Genomic DNA, 23,437 nt, shown 5'->3' on the forward strand with positions numbered 1-23,437 from the left:
TAGAAGTAGTAGGAAGCAGAAGATTCCTATGCGAAAGGGGAAACGGAGGGAGAAATGGAAGAGATGCTGCTGATTGCATTTGACTCTACTCAACAAGCACTTAGAGCAGAGATGCTGCTTGAATATGCGGATATTGATATTGATTTATGCCCGACGCCCAAAAGCATAACGGCTGGATGCGCTTTGTCTATTCAATTTCCACAGGCTGACTATGACCAGGCAAGCTCCATTCTTAAATCGGAGCAAGTCGAAATCAGAGGCATTTATTTCAAAAGGGATAACGAATATGTTAGGATGAAGGAGTAAGGATGGTGAAGTGATGGTAAGTATGTGGCACAAGGTTGCAGTGGTAAATGAACTAGAACAAACTCAGCAGAACGTGACGAATTTCTTGGATGATCTAAAGAAATATTTGTTCGATTCCCAGCAGTTGGTTAGTTATGGGATGACTCTAATCGGAATAATTCTGATCTATGTTTTATCCAGATTTATCATCCGAATTTCCAGTAAATTGGTTATCCGCATGATGCAGACAAGGGAAAGAAGCCCGCTCAAATTTGATCCGAGACGCACGGCAACCATAGGTAAACTGATTAACAACTTGATTTCTTATGTGGTCAATTTTATTACGATCCTATTGATTCTAGGCCAGGTTGGAATAAATCTGGGCCCCATATTGGCTGGTGCAGGGGTATTGGGACTGGCGATAGGTTTCGGAGCGCAGAGTCTTGTAAAGGATGTTATAACCGGATTCTTTATTATTTTTGAGGATCAGTTTGCAGTTGGAGATGTTATTCAAGTCGATGCTGTCCGCGGAACCGTCGAGCAGATCGGCATCCGGGTAACACGGCTGCGCAGCTGGACGGGGGAGGTTCATTTTATTCCCAACGGTAACATTAAGCAGGTCACGAATTTTTCGATTAATAATTCATTGGCGATTGTTGATATTTCGATTGCCTACGAATCAGATATTGATAAGACAGTCGAACTTTTACAAAAGACAGTAGATGAAATTGCAGGTACTAACGACAATATCGTCAGTGAACCGAAGGTACTGGGTATCCAGTCTTTGGGACAATCGGAGGTTGTTATACGCACGATCGCGGAATGCAAGCCTAATGCACAGGTTGAGGTACAACGGCTTCTGTTCGCACATTTTAAGAAACAGCTGGATGCGAACGGAATTGAAATTCCATATCCGAAAACCGTTACGTATTTCAAAGGGGAAAGGGGAGCCATCTAGCCCATGGAGAAGAAGCAATTTGACCTGGGGGATATTGTCCAGATGAAGAAGCCGCATCCCTGCGGGACGAATGAGATGGAAATCATCCGGATGGGGATGGATATTCGAATCAAGTGTGTCGGCTGCAAACACAGCGTGTTGGTTCCGCGTGCCAAATTCGAAAGCAAGCTGAAAAAGGTGCTTCGTTCCGGCAAGCAGCAACCTTCGGATTCCGCGGAAAATGGAGTGTCAGGCATCTGACGCTCCTGCTGCTGAAGGAGATGATAAGTGGCCTCCGCAGCAGGGAGAAATGACTGATTGCTTCTGGAGAAAGACAAGCGTAAGCTGCTCAATTTGCTACTTGCGGACATGCTTATGCTTATGCTACAATAAAAAATGTTCTCGATACGGAAAGGTACCCAAGAGGCCCAAGGGGGCTGACTCGAAATCAGCTAGGCGGCGCAAGCCGTGCGTGGGTTCGAATCCCACTCTTTCCGCCATACATACACAAACAGACGGTCCCGTTGGGGCCGTTTTTTTATTTCTTTTTACAGGAAATCGAAGCGCAAAAGTACCTGACTGATTCGGACTTCAAAGAAGCGATTATCTAGATGAGAATTGAGAAATCAATTAGGCTTATCAGTGAAAGAGCGTTTCATACCTGAACCTTAACCACTCAAGATCCCCTCATTTTGTTGAAGTAAAGTGCAGTACATAGTGTTATATATTCCTGTTGGGATAAATTTGGTTTTCAACTGAGGAGAGATGCTGTGAAAAATTATTACCCTAAAATGGCGATATTCTTAATAAGCATATTTTTAATACTCTTTGTGTTAGATTCTTTCATCCTCAACGGACTTTTATTACAATGGGGCACATTAAATAAAGAAAAGCTATTCTTGAATAATCAATGGTGGAGAGTAATAACTTCACCGTTCTTCCATACTGGAATAATACATATTTTGGTTAACAGTTTAGCAATTTATTGCACCGGAATTCTAATAGAATCGAAGATAAGAAGCATTTGGTTTTTACTGATCTTTTTGATAAGTAATATTTTAGAGCGAATTATTTTTGTCTTTGCGTTTTCGCCTATCTCATCTATTGGCAGCTCCCCTGGAATATTTGGATTAATGGGTGTATTGCTAATATATTGTTGGAGAGATCGAGAATTTTTTAAACATGTGAAAAACCGAGGGTTGGAGTTTCTGATAGGATATTCTATTCTCGGAAATGTTATTGGTTTTAGTTATGATAGGTTTTTTGTACATGCAGTGGGCTTTATTATCGGAATTGCACTAGGTATTGCGTTGAATTCGGTATTCATTGCAGGGAACAAAGAGATGAGTAGAATTGGTAAGTGAACACGGTTCAATTGGAGACGTATTTTTGTAATACGATATTACAAAAAATGATCCTGTAAAAAAAGTAAAAATGTGGTATTCTGAATAGTGAAGGAGTGGATTACAATGAAAAAGTTTAAACTAGCCGTATCTCTTGTTATTACGACTATATTTATAGGTAGTCAGGTAATGGCTGCTGGGAGTTCTTTTACCAACAAAGATACTTCTAACTGGGACTTTCCAAGCAAAACTGGTTTAGAAGCGGCCAAAATTGAAGATAAGATTCTGTTCACTAATACTGATGTTCAGTGGAGTGCTGATCAACTCGCCAAACTTCAAGATAACAGAGTGGATCCGCAATTTATTCCATCTTTTACTTACCAAGCGGACCAAGATGACTTAAGATCGAAATTAATGGTTACAAATATGCCGGGAGCGAAATTTACGAGGAAAGATGCACAATACGGTATCGGGGAAGAAATACAACTGTCCGTGTTGAAAACTTCAGATCTCGTGAAAGATAAATCTTATTATTTTAATACAACTTGGCTGAATATGTTTGACAGTAACCCTAGTGTTTCTTTGATTACGCAGCAAAGGTTTGCACAACCGAATGGAACCATGAATGACATTCCTAAAACTTCTGACTTAATTTCGAAGGTTTCTTTAAAGGAAGCGGCCATACTTGAAAAAAAATATGAACGTCTATATCTTCCAAAGGATTTTGACAGTGCTTTTAGGCAGTATTCAAAAGATACTAAAGCGACTAAGGTGAAGAGTTATTCGCTTATTGATTCCAGAACTAAATTAATTGAATTTAAGCAGGAAGCCGATAAAAAATTAATTTTTACGCCCGATTCTACAGAAGTACAATTCGCAATTACTTTCGACAAGTCTAAGTTTATTACTAGCACCTACATTAATAAGATTGTAGAAGAAAATAACCTTAAGATTTCACAAATCTATGCAGCCGGGATAAAAAATAATAAAGAGGAATTGACTATAAGCTGGTTCGATACCAGTCTGGAACCTATGTCTTTGCTGGAATCGAATAAATTTGTATCCACTAGTTTTACGATAACGGAACTAGAGGGTACGGCCAAGGTTGGGGACTTAATTAAAATATGGAATCATAGTACGGTGGACGTAATCGAAATCGAAGATAAGAATGGGGATAGACCGACAGGAGTTCATTGGTTGAATAATCTTTATGACCCCAAAAAATAAACAATCAAGTTGTACCACCTTGGGGACTGTGCCGGTCTCCAAGGTGTTTTAGAATGTCATAATTCCGTCATAAAACCGGATGAGAAAATATCCCCTCGCAAGCTAGGGGATATTTTTTGGGTACATATAAAATGCGCGGGGGTTTCCCATAGTCGAACCGCATTCATGTATAGGGAATACAATACCAATCTTATGCAGATTCACGCTTGCGGTTCTTGCGGACGAAGGACAAGCGGTCGATCACGTACCCGATGGCCCCCCATGAAGCTATCGTCAGCAGGTATATGATCATCATTTTACCCATGGATATCTCGTATACATCCGTAACCATGGGAGCAATCCAGGCGGGCACGCTGAGTGAATAAAAGAGCAGGTACAGCGAATCCAGATTATGCCCGTAATAATGAATGAGGCAGAGAACGACTCCAAAGACAGTGAAATAGAAGGTGAAGGCCAGTGATTTCATGCCGGTCGAAGCCCCTTTGCTAATGATACAGCCGCTTCCATTTGCGGTTGTGGTTTTGTGTGTCGGGAAATGAATCCCCCTTTTTCAAGTGGACGATCTGAGGGTTGTTAATGCCCATATGGAAGGCATTCTCACCGATCTCGATGTAGCGGCCGTCATTAGGCGCTGTGTCACCCGGTACAAACTGTGATTTTTCACCCATCCGATTCACCTCCCCAAGTGTTTAGTGCTGTTAGTATGTCCGATCCTGTCCAAAGAATGTGCGACTCATGTAATTGAAAAAACATGTTACGGGGCGGGGTGAACGGCTTCTTCTATGGTGTAATTATGCGGAAATGTAGGGGGGACAAGGGAAGGAATAGAAGACGATGCAACCGGGAATGCTCCTTAAGCGCACATTTTATGCAGAATATTTTAAACTCAGGTTTACTTTACTTGTAATGGGATGGGCTATCTGCTATAGTATTTAGGTGCGAGTTTTGTGTTTTAAAATGATTCTCGTCCTTGCTCCTAATCAGAATTAGGAGCCGCTTAGTCCAAAAGGAGGTGACAAGCATGCGCAAATACGAAGTAATGTACATTATTCGTACAGACATCGAACAAGAACAAGTTCAGTCTACTGTAGAGAAGTTCCAAGGCATTATCACCAACGGTGGTGGCGAAATTACGAAGCACGACCTGATGGGTAAACGTCGCCTTGCGTATGAGATCAACAAGTTCCGTGATGGACACTATGTACTCGTACATTTCAACGCAGAACCTGCAGTTGTAGCAGAGCTTGATCGTGTAATGAAGATTTCCGACGAAATCATGCGTTACCTGATCGTTAAAGACGTAGCTTAATCAGACAGACGTGTAAGTAAGGAAGCATCGGAGGGATGAAAGTTGTTAAACCGTGTAATTCTTATCGGCAGACTGACTAGAGACCCTGAGCTGCGGTACACACCAGCAGGTGTGGCTGTAACCCAATTTACCTTAGCGGTGGATCGGCCGTTCGTGAGTTCGCAATCGAAGGAACGGGAAGCCGATTTCATACCTGTTGTAACTTGGCGGCAGCTTGCGGAAACTTGCGCCAACTATCTACGCAAAGGCCGTTTGACGGCTGTGGAAGGACGCATCCAGGTACGCTCTTACGACAATAATGAGGGGCGTAAAGTTTACGTGACTGAAATTATTGCCGACAATGTACGTTTTCTGGAATCATCTAATTCCGGCAACCGTGAAGAGGGTTCATACTCCGGCGGTTCGGGCAATGGATATAGCGGCGGAGGTAATAGCAACAGCAGCCGGAATACTCGGGACCAACAGCAGGATCCGTTCCTCGACGACGGGAAACCGATCGATATATCCGATGATGATTTGCCATTCTAAGTAGAAAGGACTGACTTCAATGAGCGAACAACAAACAAACAGCCGTCCGCAAAGATCGGAAGGCGGTGATCGTCCAGAGCGTTCGGAGCGTAAATTCACTCCACGCCGCGGTAAAGGCGGTAAGCGCCGTAAAGTTTGCTACTTCACAGCAAACAAGATCACTCACATCGATTACAAAGATATCGATACGCTGAAGAAATTTATCTCCGAAAGAGGCAAAATTCTGCCTCGTCGTGTGACAGGTACTTCCGCGAAGTACCAGCGTATGCTGACAACTGCAATCAAGCGTTCACGCACAATTGCATTGCTGCCTTACACTACGGAGTAGTTCGTATAAAGAGAAGACAGCCGGGAAACCGGCTGTCTTTTTTTATGCGCATAAATAAAAGAGCGAGGCCTCTAAAGAAAGGCCTAAAACAAGTAAGTGTTGGTAGGAGAAGAATTGTGGATAGATGGGAAGATTAGACAGTCCACAGGAACTTTACTACAATGAAGAGAAGCGGCAGGGGGATATGTGGAGAACTCGCAGGATAACTCCCTGGATAAAGTTATACACATGTGGATAAATGAATCACCAGGATTATCTACAAAGTTATAAACAGAAGGGGATGAACGTTGCGGAGTTGAGCAAGTAAAATGCGGAGCGCTATATTTGGGAAGTAAATTGCGACGGCTGGTTTCTTCATAATGAGGGAGAGGCAATCTCCAGAGCGAGCAACAACGGAGATCGGTTTCTAGTAAAACAGCGTTTTCTAAAGGAAAATAGAAGCACGGAAGCACGGAATTGGAGTGTCCGGGTAAACACAGCGAGGGCACTTTTATGGTATAATTGAATATAAAGCCTTTATGGGGATAAGGGGAGGAGCGGGCATTGTCCAATAAGGAAAGAGAGGTTGATCTCGCCAAGCGGGTCAAGGTCATTGAATGGCTCAAAACCGAAGTCGTGGATCAGGTGGCGCACTTATTAAAGGGCATATGGGAAGGCAAGCAAGCCAAAATCATCGACAGCCTTGCCAGTCTGATTTCATGCGTGTATATACTTGGCAGACGGCTTGGAGTCTCTTTTCGAAGTTTAGATGAAGCGATCATGGATAAAATGAAAAAGCATAGAGAAGAAGGTCACCAGCTCGAGGATTGGTATGGCGATATCTCGGCTCTGGAAGATCATCTTCGTAAGAGGTGAACGCGTTGAAAAAGCAAAACTGGCAGTTCATCGGCTGGAGTCTGCTGTATGTACTTTTCCTGCTGTCTTTTATGACTCCGTATTTATTATTTACGTTCAGCTTTCTCATGATTCCGGTGCTGATCCTGTTCGTGAAGCTGGATGCCAAACGATTTACGGCTTTCTATGTCGGTTGTCTGCTGATCGTAAATCTGCTGCTCGGCTGGACAGGTTTCGTGGTGCTCGCCATTTCGTTATTCCTGCTTCCGCCGGTCATTGTCATAGGAATGCTTTATAAAAGGAAAGCTCCCGCGAGAACGGTATTAACCTACGGAACGCTGACATTCCTGGCGCAGCTGCTCCTTACGCTTGTAATCGGGTTCATCTTCAAGCTGAATTTTATTGCCAAATTCAAGTCTTTGATGATTGAGTCCATGGACAACATGCAGTCGGCCTTGGCAGATGTAATGCCTAACGTAAGCGACCCAGAAATTTTAGGAGATTTTCTGGTTCAGGTTATACCGCTTTATATGATCGTTTTTTCATTGTTTTTTGTAGGTATTACGCATATCGTCGGACGCTGGATTCTGAACCGGACCGGTGAGAATATTCCTGGCATGCCGCCTGTACGGGAGTGGAGGCTTTCGAGATCCTTCGTATGGCTCTATCTGCTTGCGTTTATTGGAGGAATGTTATTTCAATTCTCGGCTGACTCTTTAATGTCTACGCTTCTAGTAAATATAATGCCCTTGTTAATGTTCGCTTTCGCTGCGCAGGCGATCTCATTCCTTGCGTTCATGGCCCATCATAAAGGCTGGGGTAAACTTCTACCGGTTGTCGGCACGATCGCTCTGATCCTATTTATGCCTGTTCTTCTGGTATTGTACAGTTTGCTCGGCGTGTTCGATGTAGCTTTTCCCCTCCGGGAAAGGTTCTTCAAATCTAGTTAAGGGTCAGGGGAGAACAAATGCCGAAATTCCTGTCGAAACGTTGGCATGGACAACACATGGTATGGACTTTTGCGCTGCTCGGCGCATTAACGATTGTGCTGTTTTTATATGAATGGGTGTTAGGGATAGCCGCTTTACTTGCATCAGGTTCCATCCTGTATTTTTCCTGGAAAGCGGAAAGTGCCTTTCGCCATGATTTAAATGCATATTTAGGAACCATCACCCACCGGGTCAAAAAAGCAGCGGGAGATGTGATCTCCGAGCTGCCAATCGGGATGGTTCTATATAATGAAGACAAAGAAATCGAGTGGCATAATCCTTTCGTGGCTAAATTAGCTGAGAAGGAATCGGTAATCGGAGATTCTCTGGAAGAAATCTTCCCGTCCTGGAAGCAGGGTAAAGAAAAGGAAGAATCGTGTGAAGTAGAGCATGACGGAAGGGTCTACAAATTCTTTCACCAGTCCGAAGAGCGGTTACTGTACATTCTTGACATTACTGACTACAACCAGCTGCTCCACAAGCACGAAGAAAGCAAAATTGCCATAGGTATCGTCTTAATGGATAACCTGGATGAAGTAACGCAGGGAATGGACGATCAGACGCGCAGTATTATGCTGGCGCGGGTAACGGGCGAGATTACGGAGTGGGCCCACCGCAATGAGATCTATCTGCGCAGGACCGCATCCGACCGCTTCCTGATTCTGATGAATCAGAAGTCACTCAGTAAGCTGGAGCAGAACCGCTTCGATATTCTGGACGAAGTAAGGGACCTCACGATGGAATACAAGCTGCCTCTCACGGTCAGTATCGGGGTCTCCTCCGGTATTGAGGATCTGGAAGAGCTTGGACGTGTAGCCCAGACGAGCCTGGACATGTCTCTGGGCCGCGGCGGCGACCAGGTGACGGTTAAGGCCGGACAGCGTATTTCGTTCTATGGAGGCCGTACCAACGCGGTAGAGAAGCGCACACGGGTCCGCGCAAGGGTTATCTCTCACGCGCTGAGAGAGCTCATTAAGGAAAGCGATAAGATCGTAATCATGGGGCACCGCTTCCCGGATATGGACTCTATCGGCGCTGCGATCGGCGTGCTGAAGGCGGTCCAGCTCAGCAACAAAGAAGGCTACATCGTCCTCGAGGGCGTCAATCCTTCGATTGAGAAGCTGATGGCGATGATTGCCGAGGACGAGAAGCTGAACCGGTGGTTCATTACACCGGCTCAGGCGATGCAGATCACGACCCAGCGGACGCTGGCGGTCGTGCTGGATACCCACCGCGCTTCTATGGTGGCGGAGCCGAAGCTGTTTAACCTGACTCACCGGATTATGGTGGTCGATCACCACCGGCGCAGCGAGGAGTTCTTCCACGATGCGACGCTCGTATACATGGAACCGTACGCTTCCTCCACATGCGAGCTGGTGACGGAGCTGCTGCAGTATTTCAACGACAAGATTTCGCTTGATGTCCTTGAAGCGACCGTCCTGCTGGCCGGCATTGTCGTGGATACGAAGCAGTTCAGCCTGCGGACCGGTTCAAGGACCTTCGAGGCGGCATCTTTCCTGCGCCGCAACGGGGCGGATCCGACTATCATCCAGAAGATGCTGAAGGAAGATTTGGAAGCTTATATTGAGAAGGCTACGATCATGAAGCATACGGAAATGCTCTATGAGCACGTGGCTTTGGCCGTTGGCGAGGCAGATCACAAATATTCTCAGTTGATGATTGCTCAGGTGGCTGATACCTTATTAAATATGACGGGTGTATTTGCATCCTTCGTCATCTGTGTAAGACCTGACGGATTAACCGGCATCAGCGCGCGTTCTCTAGGTTCTATGAATGTACAGCTTGTCATGGAGCGTATGGGAGGCGGCGGGCATTTAACGAACGCAGCGACTCAGCTTGAAATAAGTCCGCAGGAAGCGGCTCTGAAGCTGAAACAAATATTAGAAGAGATAGAGCAAGAGGAGGGGCTTTTCGAATGAAAGTCGTATTTCTGAAAGACGTTAAAGGACAAGGTAAAAAAGGTGAAATCAAAGAGGTTTCGGAAGGTTACGCAACAAACTTCCTGATCCCGAGAGGTTTGGCTGCGGCCGGTACGGATTCTGCGGTAAAGAAGGTTGATCAGCAGAATAAGGCGGAGCAGAAGCGCAAAGAGCAAGAAAAACAGGAAGCCGAAGCACTCGGTGCCAAGCTGAACGAAACAACGGTAACCATTCGTACGAAATCCGGAGAAGGCGGCCGTCTGTTCGGAGCCATTACGAGCAAGCAAATCGCGGAGCAGCTTGAGAAACTGGGCTACAAGATCGATAAGCGTAAAATCGTCCTGAGCGATCCTATCCGTACTCTTGGCGTTACCAAGGTTCCTGTAAAACTGCACACCGAAGTGACTGCGACAATCAGTGTTCAAGTTTCGGAAGAGTAAGATCGTGCTCCGGCAGCAAGAAAATATGAACGGAAGAACAGGTGAAAGAACATGAACCAAGAATTGTTCATGGATCGTGTTCCGCCGCAAAATATCGAAGCTGAACAAGCGGTTCTTGGCGCGATCCTGTTGGATAGCGATTCACTGATTACCGCGATGGAGCGGATGGGGCCTGACGATTTCTACCGGTCGTCACACCAGCGTATTTTCGAATCGATGATCGAATTGGCGGAGGAAGACGAGCCGGTCGATCTCGTGACGCTGACGGCGAGGCTGCAGAACAAGCAGCTGCTCGAAGAGATTGGCGGGGTCGCTTATTTGTCCGAACTCGCCAATGCCGTCCCGACGGCCGCCAACATCGATTACTATGCAGCTATCGTAGAAGAGAAGTCAATGCTCCGGAGGCTGATCCGGACGGCGACACAGATCGTGTCAGACGGCTACGCAAGTGCAGAGGATGTCGGCCTCATGCTCAGCGATGCGGAATCCCGCATTCTGGAGATTTCGCAGCGGCGTAATTCGAACGGCTTTATCTCCATCCGGGACGTCTTGATGGACGTCTTCGAGCGGGTGGAGTTCCTGTATTCGCATAAAGGGGGATCAACCGGAATTCCTTCGGGGTTTAACGACCTCGACAAGATGACATCCGGCTTCCAGCGTTCGGATTTGATTATCGTGGCGGCCCGTCCTTCTGTCGGTAAGACCGCTTTTGCGCTGAATATTGCGCAGAATGTGGGCGTGCGGGCCAAGGAAACCGTCGCGATCTTCTCCCTGGAGATGGGTGCAGCCCAGCTCGTCCAGCGGATGATCTGTGCGGAGGCGAATGTGGATGCAACCCGGATGAGGTCCGGTTTCCTCGAAGGGGACGATTGGGAGAAGCTGACGATGGCGATAGGCTCGCTGTCCGAAGCGGACATCTATATCGATGATTCCCCTTCGGTCACCGTAACCGATATCCGCGCGAAGTGCCGGAGGCTGAAGCAGGAGCGGGGACTCGGGATGATCCTGATCGACTACCTGCAGCTCATTCAGGGCCGCGGCAAAGGCGACAACCGGCAGCAGGAAGTATCCGAGATCTCCCGTACGCTGAAGCAGATTGCCCGTGAGCTGAATGTGCCGGTTATCGCACTCTCCCAGCTCAGCCGGGGTGTCGAGCAGCGGCAGGATAAACGCCCGATGATGTCTGACCTTAGGGAATCCGGTTCCATTGAGCAAGATGCCGATATCGTAGCTTTCCTGTACAGGGATGATTACTATGACAAGGAATCGGAGAAGAAGAACATCATCGAGATCATTATCGCCAAGCAGCGTAACGGTCCCGTAGGTACAGTGGAACTCGCGTTCCTCAAAAACTTTAATAAATTCGTCAATATGGACAGAGCCCATCAGGAGCTTCCTGCAGGTTGACAATATCCGAACAATCATACTGTACTCAGTATGATTGTTCGCGTTTTGTTTGACTTTGCTACTTCTGACTGCTACACTAAAGCAGTATGCTAAAAAGCAGCAAAATGATGTGACGAGAGTCACTTTACGGAGGTAATACAGAATGTCAACAGTGGTTGTAGTCGGAACCCAATGGGGAGACGAAGGGAAAGGGAAAATCACGGACTATTTAGCGGAGTCCGCGGAAGTGGTCGCCCGCTACCAAGGCGGCAACAATGCCGGCCACACCATTCTGATCGAAGGCAAGAAGTACAAGCTGACGATGATACCGTCCGGTATTTTCAATCATAATAAAGTTTGTGTCATCGGAAACGGCATGGTCCTTAATCCGGCTGCGCTTGTGGAAGAGATTCAGTATATTCGCGATAACGGATTTTCTGCAGATAATTTAAAAATAAGCGACCGTGCTCACGTTATTATGCCTTATCACCTTCTTCTGGATCAGCTTGAGGAAGACAGCAAAGGCGATAACAAAATCGGAACGACACGCAAAGGCATCGGCCCTTGCTACGTAGACAAAGCAGCCCGCAACGGTATCCGCATCGCGGATTTGATGGATGCATCCGAGTTCGAGCTTAAGCTGCGTCAAATCGTCAAAGACAAGAATACGCTGCTCAAGCAAGTATACGGACATGAAGGCGTGGATGCAGACGCGATTCTTGCCGAATACCTGGGCTATGCAGAGCAGCTGCGTGTATTCGTAACGGATACTTCGGTTGTGCTCAACGATGCGATTGACGAAGGCAAACGCGTGCTGTTCGAAGGCGCACAAGGCGTTATGCTCGACATCGACCAAGGTACGTATCCGTTCGTTACGTCTTCGAACCCGACTGCCGGCGGTGTATGTAACGGTTCCGGCGTAGGGCCGACGAAGATCAACCAGATCATCGGAGTAGCCAAAGCCTACACGACCCGTGTCGGCGACGGACCTTTCCCGACCGAGCTGAAGGACGAGATCGGCGACATGATCCGCGAGACGGGCCACGAGTACGGCACCGTAACAGGACGTCCGCGCCGCGTCGGCTGGTTCGATAGCGTCGTGATCCGTCATGCGCGCCGCGTCAGCGGAATCACTGGCCTGTCCCTGAACTCAATCGACGTGCTGACAGGCCTTGAGACCGTCAAGATTTGTACGGGCTATAAGTACAAAGGCGAGGTTATCGAGCACTATCCTGCAAGCCTGAACGTGCTTGCGGAGTGTGAAGCGGTGTACGAAGAGCTGCCGGGCTGGAGCGAAGATGTCTCCAATGCGAAGACACTGAGTGACCTGCCGGACAATGCGCGCAACTACCTCGAGCGTGTCTCGGAGCTGACGGGCATTCCAATCGCGATCTTCTCGGTCGGACGCAACCGTGAGCAAACGAACTTGATTCGTCCCGTTTACGCTTAAGATTCGAATTAAAGCCAAGTCTCCCCCAATGCCGTTGTTAACGGCGTGGCGGGAGGCTTTTTTTGCGTGTATAAGAGAAGGCTGTGGGTTGGTTGGAAGTTACAGAATTTAAAGAACTTTAAGAAGTTGAAGATGGGGGATAGCGGCTTTCAAACCTTGTATTTTTAAGCCCCAAGGAATCTACGCCAATAAGTAACTCACTAGTCCCCAGGTTGTTTTCCATCCTCCAGCCTCTTATTTTTTGACACCACTCGATTGATTTGCCGCTAATTCGTCCATACTGGTTCATAGAGAGAGACGAAACTAGAAGCAACAAGGCGGTGGATGAAGATGAAATGGATAGGTGTGTTGAGCAAGTGGGCAGCGGGTGCCGTACTGATGTCCTTTTTGTCCATATTTACGACGTATGTAGTGGTAACAACAATGGTAGACGAGGTACTGAAGCATTTTCAGCTGCCTCCGATTGGAGCTAAGATCGGCTTCCCGCAAATTGTAGGTAAACTGGGGGAACAGATAGGACTGGGCAAACCGGGCGCGAATGCGGGCGCATCCGTCAATGAGCGTGTGGAACGGATTGCCGCGGGCTCGCCTTCGCCATCACCGGCTCCGAGCCCTACCCCGACAGGCGCCTCGCAGAGTACATCCGGCAGTGTAAGCGGGGGGACTGGAGCTCCCGGCCAGCAGCCGTCCGCTTCACCCGTACAGGGAGGCGTATCGCCGCAGCCTACGGGAATGCCCGATGCAGTGGCGGTAATGGGTGAGCTGAAGTCAGGGGAGCCCCCTAGCGGCGGGACGGAATCGGACAAGAAGGACGTCGTCGTCTCGACGGAGGACTTTTCCAAGAAGAAGGATTCCCTAACCAGTACTGACAAGCAGAAGATCTTCTCTATCCTGATCGCGAAGCTGCCTTCCGAAGAAGTTCAGAAGCTATCCAAGCTGGTGGAAGACGGCATTACGGCTGAAGAGTTGAAGGAAGTAGACGGCAAGATGAAGCAGTATTTAAGTAAGGAAGAATACGAGCAGCTTTCCGTGATTTTGAAGAAATATGGAAGTTAAGAGCGGGCTGAGGTAAGGAATCCATTGTTTGCCTGATGGCTTCTAAACCCCCTTTCCTGCACGGTTTATCTGTCTTGTCCGCGTCATTCCTAATAGTGGCAACCTATACTTTTCTTGAAAAGTCGGGACGGGTTGTGTTAAATTATTAGGGGAGTTTATACGGTGATAGAGTTTGAGACTCCTTAAACGAGTTTAAGGGGTATTCGCCGCATCGTACAGAACAAAGCGGACAAGGAGAAGATTATGAGAGGTTCTAAGGGAATAGATTGGGCCCGGAAGCTTTGGAAACAAAGTAAAGCCCAATGGCAAAGCTTGACCAGTAAACAAGCAGAACCGACGTCCGTCCTGAAGGATAGCGCTGCACCCGGACGAGGTAAATGGTTCTTCCTATATAGCATAAGTTCAATCGCATTGATCGGTACTTTGTCGATAACCGGCCAGGACTACGTTGAAGCGAATCTCGCAGATATTTATCCGGTCAAAGTCGGGCAGGAAACGCTCGGTTATGTGAGCAGCCCGGAAGTCCTGAAGGAATATACGGCAGACCGTGAGCAGAAGCTCGCCAAGCAGTATCCGGACGTACATATGATCCTACCCGAACTAGAGCAGTCAGAGCCGGAGAGAGCTTTTCGCCAGAAGCCGGATGACAGCAAGGTGCTTGCGCTCCTGGACGAGAAGCTGAAGCCCGTTGCAAGCGGTGTTGAGCTGGTCATTGAAGGCAAGACATTCGCGATTGTAAAAGATCAGGCGACAGCGGACAAAGTCCTGGCCGAAATCAAGAAGCCTTATGAGCAGAAAGCGAAGGATAGCAGTCAGGTGGCTGTATTATCCGCAGATACGGTCAAGCCGGCTTCGACGACGGTCGAGAAGGTAGAGTTCGTGCAGAAGGTGGAGACGAGCGATGCGCTGGGAATCCAGCCTCAGGATGTCGTTAAACCGGATGAGCTGATCGCGAAGATTAAGACAGGCGGCGTAGAGCCGACTAAATATACCGTGCTTCCAGGTGATTGCGTTTCTTGTATTGCCGAGAAGCTGAGCGTGCCCAAGCAAGTCATTTATGACAAGAACCCTTGGATTGTAGATGATCAGATTCGTGAAGGCGATGTACTCGATCTGACTGTGATCAAGCCGGCCCTCTCGGTTAAGACCGTGGAGAAAATGGTAGAGAATCAAGATGTCCAGTATGAGACCGAGGTCATTACCGATGATACGGTCAAAGAAGGGATTGTCGAGACAATCTCCCCGGGTAAAAATGGACTTAAACAAGTTACGTATGAACTGACTAAGGTGAACGGCCAACTGGTGGATGAGAAAATTATCGGGGAAGAAATGGTCGAGAAGCCCGTACCGGCTAAGGTGAAAAAAGGAACCAAGGTTATTCTCGGGGAAGGAACCGGAAGCTTCGCATGGCCGGTCGTGTCGCATTCCATTACCAGCACCTTCGGCACACGCTGGAACAAGCTTCACAAGGGACTCGATATAGTAGGGAACCGCGCCATCGTGGCGGCGGATAACGGAAAAGTAGTATCAGCGGGTTATAAATCCGATTACGGCTATTATGTACTTATAAACCATATGAACGGGTACGAAACGATGTACGCGCACATGAGTAAAATCGAAACCACTGCGGGAACGATCGTCGAGAAAGGTGAGCAAATCGGGGTAATGGGCAGTACCGGCGATTCGACCGGGGTCCATCTCCATTTTGAAATCCACAAGAACGGCGGCCTGGAAAACCCGCTTAAATATTTGAATCACTAGGGCATTTTTAACAGAGAGATACCGCTTCCCGCAAGGGAGGCTGTGTCTCTTTTTGCTTAGAGGTATGTTACAATAAAAGGGTATGGTCTCTTAGGTGAAGGACAGGTGATAAAGGTCATGTTCGGCACAAATGGTAAAATTCTCGTCGTCGACGACGAACAACCGATTGCGGATATACTCAAGTTTAATTTGGAAAAAGAGGGCTACCAGGTCATCTGCGCCCATGACGGCGGCACGGCCGTCGAGCTGGCGTTCTTGGAACGCCCCGATCTGATTCTGCTCGATCTCATGCTGCCTGTCAAAGACGGCATGGACGTGTGCCGGGAGATCCGGGCGAAGCTGAACACGCCGATTATTATGCTGACGGCGAAGGACACGGAGCTGGATAAGGTGCTGGGACTCGAAATGGGCGCCGACGATTATGTGACGAAGCCTTTCGGCAACCGGGAGCTGCTTGCCCGCGTCAAGGCGCATCTGCGCCGTCAGAGCAAATCATCCGGAGCCGGGCCGGCAGAGCCGGAACCGCAGGAAGCGAATGGCATCCGCCTGCACAGCCTGTTTATCGATAGCGACATGTATGTCGTCTACCGGGATAACGAGCCGCTGGATCTCACGCACCGGGAGTTCGAGCTGATTCATTACATGGCCAAGCACCCCGGCAAAGTGATGACGCGCGAGCACCTGCTGCAGGCGGTATGGGGCTATGACTACTACGGCGATGTCCGTACGGTCGATGTGACGATCCGCCGGCTGCGCGAGAAGCTGGAGACAGACCCGAGCAAGCCGGAATACATCGTGACCCGGCGCGGCCTCGGCTATATGATGCGGGGAACCAAATACGGAGGCTTCTGATATGAAGGGGATCCGTTTTTTTCAATCGGTCCAGGCCAAGCTGATTATTATTTATGTGCTGCTGATCCTGATTGCGATGCAGCTCATTGCGGCGTACTTCTACCAGACGCTGGACAGCCATTATAAGAATGAATTCCGGGACTCGATTAACAAGCAGGCGATGCTGATCGCCACGATGGTCGAGAACAACTACTTGAACGAGTCCAAGAACAGTGAATCCAAGAACAGCGACTCCAAGAATTTGTCGGAGGAGCTGACGTATTTCGTAAACAGCTTGTTTGCTCCGGGCAATACGGAGATTCAAATTATAGATGCCGGAGGCGTGGTGCTCAGCACCTCGCTGGAGGCGAATAAGCAGATCGTCAATCAGAAGACGACCAAGACGGAAGTGACCCGGGCGCTGCAGGGCATTCCGAATAACGACCGGATGTTCACGGACGTCGATAACACCCGGAAGTTCGCTACGGCCAAGCCTATCGGCAGCGGCGTGAGAACTCTTGGCGCCGTGTATATCGTGTCTTCGATGGAAGACTTGTATAAGACGATGTCGAGCATCAACCGGATTCTGATTGTGGCGACTTTGATCGCCTTGGCTTTTACGGCGGGACTGGGTGTTATCCTATCCGGGACCATTACGAAGCCGATCAAGGAAATTACCCAGCAGGCGACGGCTGCGGCCGAGGGGAACTTCGACCGGAGCGTGACGGTATACGGCAAAGATGAGATCAGCCAGCTCGGGCATACGTTCAACTTCATGATGAATCGGCTCAAGGAAGCCTTATCCATCAATGAGGAAGAGAAAGAAAAGCTGGCTTCGGTCCTGACGAATATGAATGACGGGGTCATCGCAACGGACGACACCGGTCAGGTTATTCTGATGAACCGGCGTGCGATGCAGATTCTTCAGGTGGACGAGGAGAAGACGCTGGAACGCCATATATCCGAGCTCCTCGGACTGACCAGGCATGAAATCGACTTGTACGTCCACGGCACACGGAACACGACACTGATCGATGTCCCTCTTCCGGATGTGGAAGAGCCGCAGACGGTTCGTGTGACGTTCACCACGATTCACCGCCGTGGCGATGTCGTCAGCGGCATTACCGGCATCATCGCGGTGCTGCAGGACGTAACCGAGCAGGAGAAGCTCGAGCAGTCGCGCCGGGAGTTCGTCGCGAACGTATCGCACGAGCTGCGCACGCCGCTGACGACGATCAAGAGCTATCTCGAAGCGCTCGAAGACGGCGCGCTGGAGGACAAGCAGCTCGCGCCGAGGTTCCTGAGCGTGACGCGCAATGAGACGGAGCGGATGATCCGCCTCGTCACGGATCTGCTTCACTTGTCGCGCCTGGATTCCAAGCAGGCGCTTCTCACGAAGGAGCGGACGGACATTACCGATATGCTGGACGAAGTAGCCGACCGGTTCTCCTTCCAGCTGCGGCAGAAGAGTATCCGGATCCGCATCCAGGTGGAGCCGGGCGTTCGTCCGGCTTCGGTCGACCGCGACAAAATCGACCAGGTACTCGATAATCTCGTATCCAATGCGATTAAATACACGCAAGATGAAGGCGCGATTACCATCTGCGCCCGCAAGGGCGAAGGGGATCTGCTCGAAATCACGGTGCAGGACACGGGGATCGGGATTCCGAAGAAGGACCAGCCCCGGATTTTCGACCGGTTCTACCGGGTCGACAAAGCCAGGTCCCGGAATATGGGCGGTACCGGACTCGGTCTGTCGATTGCCCGGGAAATAGTAAAAGCCCATGGCGGTACGATTGCATTAGAATCTGAACCCGGCACGGGGACAAGAGTGACTTTTACTCTGCCGGTTCATCCGGAGGGGGGGAGCGTCTCATGATCGAGAAGCTGAAGTCAGTCATCTTGACTGTACTTATTCTGGCCAGTCTGTTTCAGAGCTATCTGCTCGCCTACAGCACGCCTAATTATGAGCCGCTGCCTCCTTCCCAATATATTTCCAGTGTGCTGGAGGGAACTAAAGCAGAGCTGGAAGACCTGTTATTTCCCGATCAGATCGTGCTTCACTTCGGGCAGCAGCGGCATACGGTTCTGTTCCCGGATTCATCCGCATATGCTTCGATTTTTGAAAGTGTGAAGTCCCGTAAGATTGAAGGATTCCGCAAAGTGAATCTGACGCAGGAGCGGATCAGTTGGGAAGATATACGGGACAAGCAGGAGGGTGTCGAGCTCCGGTTCCGTGATGGAATCGCGCTGAGTATCCTCCAGAAGAATCTGAACATTAAGGGAAGCCTGCCCGAAGAGTCGGATCTGATTACGCGGATGTGGATTTATTCCAGCAGCGACAAGCAGGCTGCGGTCACGTATTTCTTCACGGATTCGATGAATACGGCTTATGAAGTGCTGCGGGCTGATTTTACAGTGAAGGATGTAGAAAACTTTACTGCGATGGGAGCTATGAATGATCTCTTCCAGGTCATGTCCGGTGATTATTATCTGCCGTCCAAGCCAATGCCCGTCTTATCTTATGAGTTCGGCTACAAAGAGTTTGAGACGGAACAGCTCAAAAGCAGTCTTTTTGCCGATCCCTTGCTGACGAGGAATTTGAAGAACAAGGATGGCCCGCAGATTTTTACAGACGGCAAGCGCGGACTTCAGATTAATACGGAAGAACGCTGGATGAAATATACGGATGCACTCGCGGTAACGGACAGCAAGAATAACATCAGCGAGAATTTGGAAGCGGGTCTGCATTTTATTAATCAGCATGGCGGCTGGAACGGGAAGTATGCCATCAGCAAACCGATGCAGCAGCACTCCTATTCCAACCAGACATTCGCGTTCCGGCAGGTGTATGATGCTTTTCCGATTATAGCGGATAAAAGAGAGGGCTTCGGAACGATTCATATTACGCTTCAAAAGGGCGTTGTCTCGAATTATGAACGGTCGGTCGTCTATGCGGATTCCAAAGTCGTAAGCAAGCAGAACACGGAGTTAATGGGTGGAGAAGCGCTGAACACGCGGATTACGAACCATCCCAAGCGTTACAATATCATCAATGTATTTCCAGCTTACCGTCCGGTTATGGGCGAGAAGACGATTAAGCTGATTCCGCAGTGGGCGATTGAGTTCCGGGATGGAACTTATGAGCTTTTTAACTAAAGGGTAGGAAGACCGGAGTAAGGTGGAGGGGAGGCTGGCGATGAACTGGGGACGGGCGAAGACGATCTTGATCTTATCGTTCTTCTTTCTGAATGTGGTGCTCGGTTATCTCGTGTGGGCGGGGAAAGAAAAGCAGACGGAACTAGCCACGGACATGTCCAGCGTGCTGCAGGAAACGAACAAGCTGCTCAAGGACAAGAATATTCAGCTCAATCACGAATTGCCCAAAGAAACGCCGAGGTTAAGAGAAATTACATTCAAATTCGCGGAAACATACAAACCGGACATCATGCTCCAGCTCCGTTATCCTTTCAAATTCACGAACCTCCTGAACCGGACTACGGCCAAAGAGGAATTATCCAAAATCGATATCCCGCAGCTGGAATCGTACCAGTATGATCCGGTTGTAAGTACCAAAGGGATGTATGTACTCAACCAGGTATACAATGGTTATCCGATGTTCGATGTTCAATTGAAGATGTACGAGAATGATACACTAATTACCAGTTACCGGCAGACCTATGTTGAAGTAGAATCAGGTGGGGAAGACAAGGAGCAGAAGGTGATTCACGCCTATACGGCTGTGCGCAGCCTGGTGGATAAATTCCTGCTCGACGGTACGGTTATTACGGACGTAAGGCTCGGTTACCACGGGCAGTTGTTCGATTCCCAAACGCAGTACATGGTGCCGAATTGGCGTGTATCGATTGATAACGGCGATATCTACTATGTGCATGCTTTTAACGGTGCGGTAGAGATGCTTACGAATACGACGGAAGTTCAGAGCTTGTTGAAAAAAAAGTGATCCAATCCCGATGCCGGGATTGTGCGATAGAGGAGTTAACGCGTATGGCTTTACGGTTTACGGTACTCGCCAGCGGGTCTACCGGGAATGCAACGGTAGTCTCTAACGGTGATACGACGATATTGGTGGATGCGGGACTTAGCGCCAAGAAAGTGGAGCAGCTGATGCTTGAGCGTGAGGTGAAGGGAGAGGACATTGATGCCATCCTGGTCACTCACGAGCACTCCGACCATATTAAGGGCCTCGGGGCTATTGCCCGGAAATATAATCTTCCGGTGTACGCCAACCCCAAGACTTGGGACGCGCTAGATAAGCATATCGGTAAAATCTCGGAAACGAATAGGCGCCTGATGGCTACGGGCACGGAAGAATTCTTCGGTGATATCCGGGTGGAATCGTATGGGATTTCGCATGATGCGGCAGAGCCGGTGGGCTACTGCTTTCACTGCGGGGGCCAGAAGCTGGCTATGGCGACGGACCTCGGGTACATGAGTACGAAGGTCAAAGACGTTATCGGTGATTCGGATGCGATTATTCTCGAAGCCAACCATGATATCGAGATGCTGCGGATGGGACATTATCCGTGGAACATTAAGCGCAGAATTCTGAGCGATCTCGGACACTTGTCCAATGAAGCGGCGGGAGAAGCTATTCTCGATATCATGACGGCTCGCACCAAAGCTATCTATATGGCGCATTTGAGCCAGAATCACAACCTGATGGATTTAGCCAGGCTTACGCTGAATAATGTAGTAGAAGACCGGGGAGTATCCCTGAAGGAACGGAAGGTCCGGCTGATGGACACGTATTTTGACCGTCCTACGAAATGGGAGGAGCTGGGTAAGGACTAAAGCTGTTATCGAGCTTGTCGATACGTGCCTGGAGCTCCTGGGAAGTCACAAGGCCTTTGTCGATCAGAACATCGATCAGGGCGGTGAGGATGAGTGAGCTGCGGTAGTGGTCCTCTTTGAGATCGGCGAGCTTGCCGATGAGCTGGACCTCGTCCAGAGATGTACGGATACGGTTGTTCATGTTAATCCTCTCCTTGGGAAGGTTAATAGTTCAAGAGCCGGAGCCATTCTGGTAAATCTAGCAGATACGTTTACTATTATTGTAGGCTGATCGGGCCGAAAACATTCCTGGTTTCTTGAAAAATCCGCCGTTTGAGCGAGAGGTGTGGGTCGCGTGAGTTTATTCGATGACGATTTTTATTCTACGAAGCCGTCCAAACGGCAGCAGAACCAGGAAGAAGGCGGATGGCTGCCGTCGAGACGCCGATTCCGCTTACGTACGGGAGCGGGTCCGCTTGGGATGCCGGGTCTGCACAAGATGCCTAACCGCACCTTATGGATAGCCGGGGCAGCCGGAGCTGCAGCGATGCTGGTCATCGTCCTGCTGGTACAGGCGGTGACCGGCACCGGCAGTGCCAAGCCGGCCGCTATATCCGCTAAGCAGCTGGAGGATTCTTATAACAATGCGGTTGTCCAGGCAACCGAGCGGGTCAAATCGGCCATTGTCAGTATTGTCAGCGTGCAACCGGATGCAGAGGATGAAATGAAGCAGACCGGCATCGGCTCCGGCATTATTTTCGAGAAAAAAGGCTCCAAGGTGCGCATTGCGACGAACTATCATGTCGTGGACAGCGGGCAGGAGTTCGAGGTCTACACGGCATCCGGCGAGAAGAAGAAAGCGCAGCTGCTCGGTAAAGATCAGATTACGGATCTGGCTGTGCTGGAGACCGATGCGGACGGCTTAACGGCCATTGCCGAGTTCGGCGATTCTTCCGCTCTGAGAGCGGGCGAGACGGTCATTGCCCTGGGCAATCCTCTCGGACTGGGCTATTCGCCGACTGTGACCAAAGGCATCGTGTCGTCCCCGAAGCGGCTGCTGCCGATCTCATTCGCGATGGATGGGCAGTATGACTGGGAGATGGAGCTGATCCAGACAGATGCTTCTATCAACCAGGGCAACAGCGGCGGAGCGCTCGTCAATCTGGAGGGCAAGGTCGTAGGTATTAATTCGCTCAAGATCGCGGAAATGGGCGTCGAGGGCCTCGGATTTGCAATTCCGATTAAGGATGCGGAGCCGGTCATCCAGTCTCTCATTAACAATCAGAAGGTCATCCGTCCGCTGATGGGTGTATCCACGCAGGAACTGCAGCTATTCGAAGATACCGAATCCTTGAAACTGCCGGCTGATGTTAAAAGGGGCCTGATTGTCATAGAAGCGTCAGGACCTGCCGAGAAAGCGGGACTTAAAAGCGAAGATGTGATCGTGGAGATTGAGGGCAAGAAAATCGAGACCACGGTGCAGCTGCGAAAATTCCTGTATAATGAGAGTAAGATTGGAGATAAAATTCAAGTGACCTACTACCGCGAAGGTAAAAAGCAGCAGACTAATCTGACGCTTACCGAAGCGGGAAAGAACTAACAGGAAGAAGGGGCAAAGTAATGTTCACAGTCTGCAAAGAGCATCTGGAGATTGCAATTGATCAATTCGTAGACGAATATGAGGACGCGCCGGATATCGTGGATTTAGATAAAGTGAGCTTTGCTAAGTGGGAACCGCCTGTCCATTGTGAGCATTGTCAGGTGAAGCCGGAGTATTTGGTGGTGTAAGGTACCGGCTGGAACACAGGGACTGCAATCCCGAACCTGACGTTATAGATTGAAAAAAAATCCCCTGCACAGGGTTCGCTGGTTGCGAAGGCTGTGCAGGGGATTTTGTGATTGTTGTGGGCATGAGATCGAAGCTCCTCAGATACGGGTTGCCGGCTATGCTATGCAGCGGCTACCGAATGCGATCGGCATTGGTGCATAAGAGCAGAAT

General features: G+C 49.2%; 26 protein-coding genes and 1 tRNA gene. 24 read left to right on the plus strand and 3 right to left on the minus strand.

Annotated features, from left to right (window positions below; all coding sequences use genetic code 11):
- Positions 1 to 54: 54 nt before the first annotated feature.
- The 6 genes from AR333_RS16535 to AR333_RS16560 all read left to right on the plus strand — a co-directional run bounded on the left by AR333_RS16535 (position 55) and on the right by AR333_RS16560 (position 3,792).
- On the plus strand, positions 55 to 306 hold the full coding sequence (locus AR333_RS16535; RefSeq protein ID WP_068776493.1) for a DUF3343 domain-containing protein: 252 nt from the start codon (positions 55 to 57) through the stop codon (positions 304 to 306).
- Positions 307 to 319: 13 nt separating this feature from the next.
- Positions 320 to 1,243: a mechanosensitive ion channel family protein gene (locus AR333_RS16540; protein WP_068776494.1), complete on the plus strand. Its 924-nt coding sequence runs from the start codon at positions 320 to 322 to the stop codon at positions 1,241 to 1,243.
- A gap of 3 nt (positions 1,244 to 1,246) precedes the next feature.
- Positions 1,247 to 1,483 (plus strand): DUF951 domain-containing protein, encoded by a 237-nt coding sequence (locus AR333_RS16545; RefSeq protein WP_068776495.1) that lies wholly within the window; start codon positions 1,247 to 1,249, stop codon positions 1,481 to 1,483.
- Between the two features lie 148 nt (positions 1,484 to 1,631).
- Positions 1,632 to 1,722, plus strand: a tRNA-Ser gene (locus AR333_RS16550).
- A gap of 270 nt (positions 1,723 to 1,992) precedes the next feature.
- Positions 1,993 to 2,586, plus strand: a complete 594-nt coding sequence (locus AR333_RS16555; RefSeq protein ID WP_068776496.1) for a rhomboid family intramembrane serine protease — start codon at positions 1,993 to 1,995, stop codon at positions 2,584 to 2,586.
- A 105-nt stretch (positions 2,587 to 2,691) separates the two neighbouring features.
- Positions 2,692 to 3,792 carry a hypothetical protein gene (locus tag AR333_RS16560; protein ID WP_068776497.1) on the plus strand — a complete coding sequence of 367 codons (1,101 nt, stop codon included), beginning with the start codon at positions 2,692 to 2,694 and terminating at the stop codon, positions 3,790 to 3,792.
- A gap of 190 nt (positions 3,793 to 3,982) precedes the next feature.
- On the opposite strand, the gene AR333_RS16565 is transcribed toward AR333_RS16560, so the two are convergent.
- Both AR333_RS16565 and AR333_RS16570 read right to left on the minus strand, forming a co-directional pair.
- A complete protein-coding gene (locus AR333_RS16565; RefSeq protein WP_068776498.1) occupies positions 3,983 to 4,258 on the minus strand; it encodes a hypothetical protein in 276 nt (91 codons plus the stop codon).
- A 19-nt stretch (positions 4,259 to 4,277) separates the two neighbouring features.
- Complete coding sequence (locus AR333_RS16570) at positions 4,278 to 4,460, minus strand: YjzC family protein (RefSeq protein WP_068776499.1); 183 nt, start codon at positions 4,458 to 4,460, stop codon at positions 4,278 to 4,280.
- A gap of 353 nt (positions 4,461 to 4,813) precedes the next feature.
- Between AR333_RS16570 and rpsF the strand changes: the two genes are divergently transcribed.
- The 16 genes from rpsF (at position 4,814) to AR333_RS16650 (ending at position 21,459) form a co-directional block, all read left to right on the plus strand.
- Positions 4,814 to 5,101, plus strand: coding sequence for a 30S ribosomal protein S6 (gene rpsF, locus AR333_RS16575; protein WP_068776500.1), 288 nt, complete (start codon positions 4,814 to 4,816; stop codon positions 5,099 to 5,101).
- A gap of 42 nt (positions 5,102 to 5,143) precedes the next feature.
- A complete protein-coding gene (ssb, locus tag AR333_RS16580) occupies positions 5,144 to 5,629 on the plus strand; it encodes a single-stranded DNA-binding protein (protein ID WP_068776501.1) in 486 nt (161 codons plus the stop codon).
- 19 nt (positions 5,630 to 5,648) lie between these two features.
- Positions 5,649 to 5,957, plus strand: a complete 309-nt coding sequence (rpsR, locus tag AR333_RS16585) for a 30S ribosomal protein S18 (RefSeq protein ID WP_068776502.1) — start codon at positions 5,649 to 5,651, stop codon at positions 5,955 to 5,957.
- 543 nt (positions 5,958 to 6,500) lie between these two features.
- On the plus strand, positions 6,501 to 6,812 hold the full coding sequence (locus AR333_RS16590; RefSeq protein ID WP_068776503.1) for a MazG-like family protein: 312 nt from the start codon (positions 6,501 to 6,503) through the stop codon (positions 6,810 to 6,812).
- A gap of 5 nt (positions 6,813 to 6,817) precedes the next feature.
- On the plus strand, positions 6,818 to 7,741 hold the full coding sequence (locus AR333_RS16595; protein WP_068776504.1) for a DUF2232 domain-containing protein: 924 nt from the start codon (positions 6,818 to 6,820) through the stop codon (positions 7,739 to 7,741).
- Positions 7,742 to 7,758: 17 nt separating this feature from the next.
- Complete coding sequence (locus AR333_RS16600) at positions 7,759 to 9,720, plus strand: DHH family phosphoesterase (protein ID WP_068776505.1); 1,962 nt, start codon at positions 7,759 to 7,761, stop codon at positions 9,718 to 9,720.
- A complete protein-coding gene (gene rplI / locus AR333_RS16605; protein WP_068776506.1) occupies positions 9,717 to 10,160 on the plus strand; it encodes a 50S ribosomal protein L9 in 444 nt (147 codons plus the stop codon). The genes AR333_RS16600 and rplI overlap by 4 nt, the downstream gene beginning before the upstream one ends.
- Positions 10,161 to 10,211: 51 nt before the next feature.
- A complete protein-coding gene (dnaB, locus tag AR333_RS16610; protein ID WP_068776507.1) occupies positions 10,212 to 11,567 on the plus strand; it encodes a replicative DNA helicase in 1,356 nt (451 codons plus the stop codon).
- A gap of 142 nt (positions 11,568 to 11,709) precedes the next feature.
- Positions 11,710 to 12,996 (plus strand): adenylosuccinate synthase, encoded by a 1,287-nt coding sequence (locus AR333_RS16615; RefSeq protein WP_068776508.1) that lies wholly within the window; start codon positions 11,710 to 11,712, stop codon positions 12,994 to 12,996.
- 330 nt (positions 12,997 to 13,326) lie between these two features.
- Positions 13,327 to 14,052 (plus strand): hypothetical protein, encoded by a 726-nt coding sequence (locus tag AR333_RS16620; RefSeq protein ID WP_068776509.1) that lies wholly within the window; start codon positions 13,327 to 13,329, stop codon positions 14,050 to 14,052.
- A gap of 243 nt (positions 14,053 to 14,295) precedes the next feature.
- A complete protein-coding gene (locus tag AR333_RS16625) occupies positions 14,296 to 15,813 on the plus strand; it encodes a M23 family metallopeptidase (RefSeq protein WP_068776510.1) in 1,518 nt (505 codons plus the stop codon).
- A 117-nt stretch (positions 15,814 to 15,930) separates the two neighbouring features.
- Positions 15,931 to 16,665, plus strand: a complete 735-nt coding sequence (yycF, locus tag AR333_RS16630) for a response regulator YycF (protein WP_068776511.1) — start codon at positions 15,931 to 15,933, stop codon at positions 16,663 to 16,665.
- A gap of 1 nt (position 16,666) precedes the next feature.
- The gene (gene walK, locus AR333_RS16635) at positions 16,667 to 18,523 is read left to right on the plus strand and encodes a cell wall metabolism sensor histidine kinase WalK (RefSeq protein ID WP_068776512.1); all 1,857 of its coding nucleotides are present in this window, start codon (positions 16,667 to 16,669) and stop codon (positions 18,521 to 18,523) included.
- Complete coding sequence (locus AR333_RS16640; protein ID WP_068776513.1) at positions 18,520 to 19,803, plus strand: YycH family regulatory protein; 1,284 nt, start codon at positions 18,520 to 18,522, stop codon at positions 19,801 to 19,803. The genes walK and AR333_RS16640 overlap by 4 nt, the downstream gene beginning before the upstream one ends.
- Before the next feature lie 40 nt (positions 19,804 to 19,843).
- The gene (gene yycI / locus AR333_RS16645) at positions 19,844 to 20,608 is read left to right on the plus strand and encodes a two-component system regulatory protein YycI (protein WP_068776514.1); all 765 of its coding nucleotides are present in this window, start codon (positions 19,844 to 19,846) and stop codon (positions 20,606 to 20,608) included.
- A 44-nt stretch (positions 20,609 to 20,652) separates the two neighbouring features.
- Positions 20,653 to 21,459, plus strand: a complete 807-nt coding sequence (locus tag AR333_RS16650; protein WP_068776515.1) for an MBL fold metallo-hydrolase — start codon at positions 20,653 to 20,655, stop codon at positions 21,457 to 21,459.
- Here the strand turns inward: AR333_RS16650 and AR333_RS16655 are convergent.
- On the minus strand, positions 21,428 to 21,640 hold the full coding sequence (locus AR333_RS16655; protein WP_068776516.1) for a hypothetical protein: 213 nt from the start codon (positions 21,638 to 21,640) through the stop codon (positions 21,428 to 21,430). The genes AR333_RS16650 and AR333_RS16655 overlap by 32 nt on opposite strands.
- Before the next feature lie 153 nt (positions 21,641 to 21,793).
- Between AR333_RS16655 and AR333_RS16660 the strand changes: the two genes are divergently transcribed.
- Both AR333_RS16660 and AR333_RS24335 read left to right on the plus strand, forming a co-directional pair.
- Positions 21,794 to 23,038 carry a S1C family serine protease gene (locus AR333_RS16660; protein WP_068776517.1) on the plus strand — a complete coding sequence of 415 codons (1,245 nt, stop codon included), beginning with the start codon at positions 21,794 to 21,796 and terminating at the stop codon, positions 23,036 to 23,038.
- Between the two features lie 20 nt (positions 23,039 to 23,058).
- Positions 23,059 to 23,226 carry a CxxH/CxxC protein gene (locus AR333_RS24335; protein ID WP_084783750.1) on the plus strand — a complete coding sequence of 56 codons (168 nt, stop codon included), beginning with the start codon at positions 23,059 to 23,061 and terminating at the stop codon, positions 23,224 to 23,226.
- The last annotated feature ends 211 nt before the right edge of the window (positions 23,227 to 23,437 follow it).

Source organism: Paenibacillus sp. FJAT-26967 (genome assembly GCF_001541095.1).
GTDB lineage: Bacteria > Bacillota > Bacilli > Paenibacillales > NBRC-103111 > Paenibacillus_F.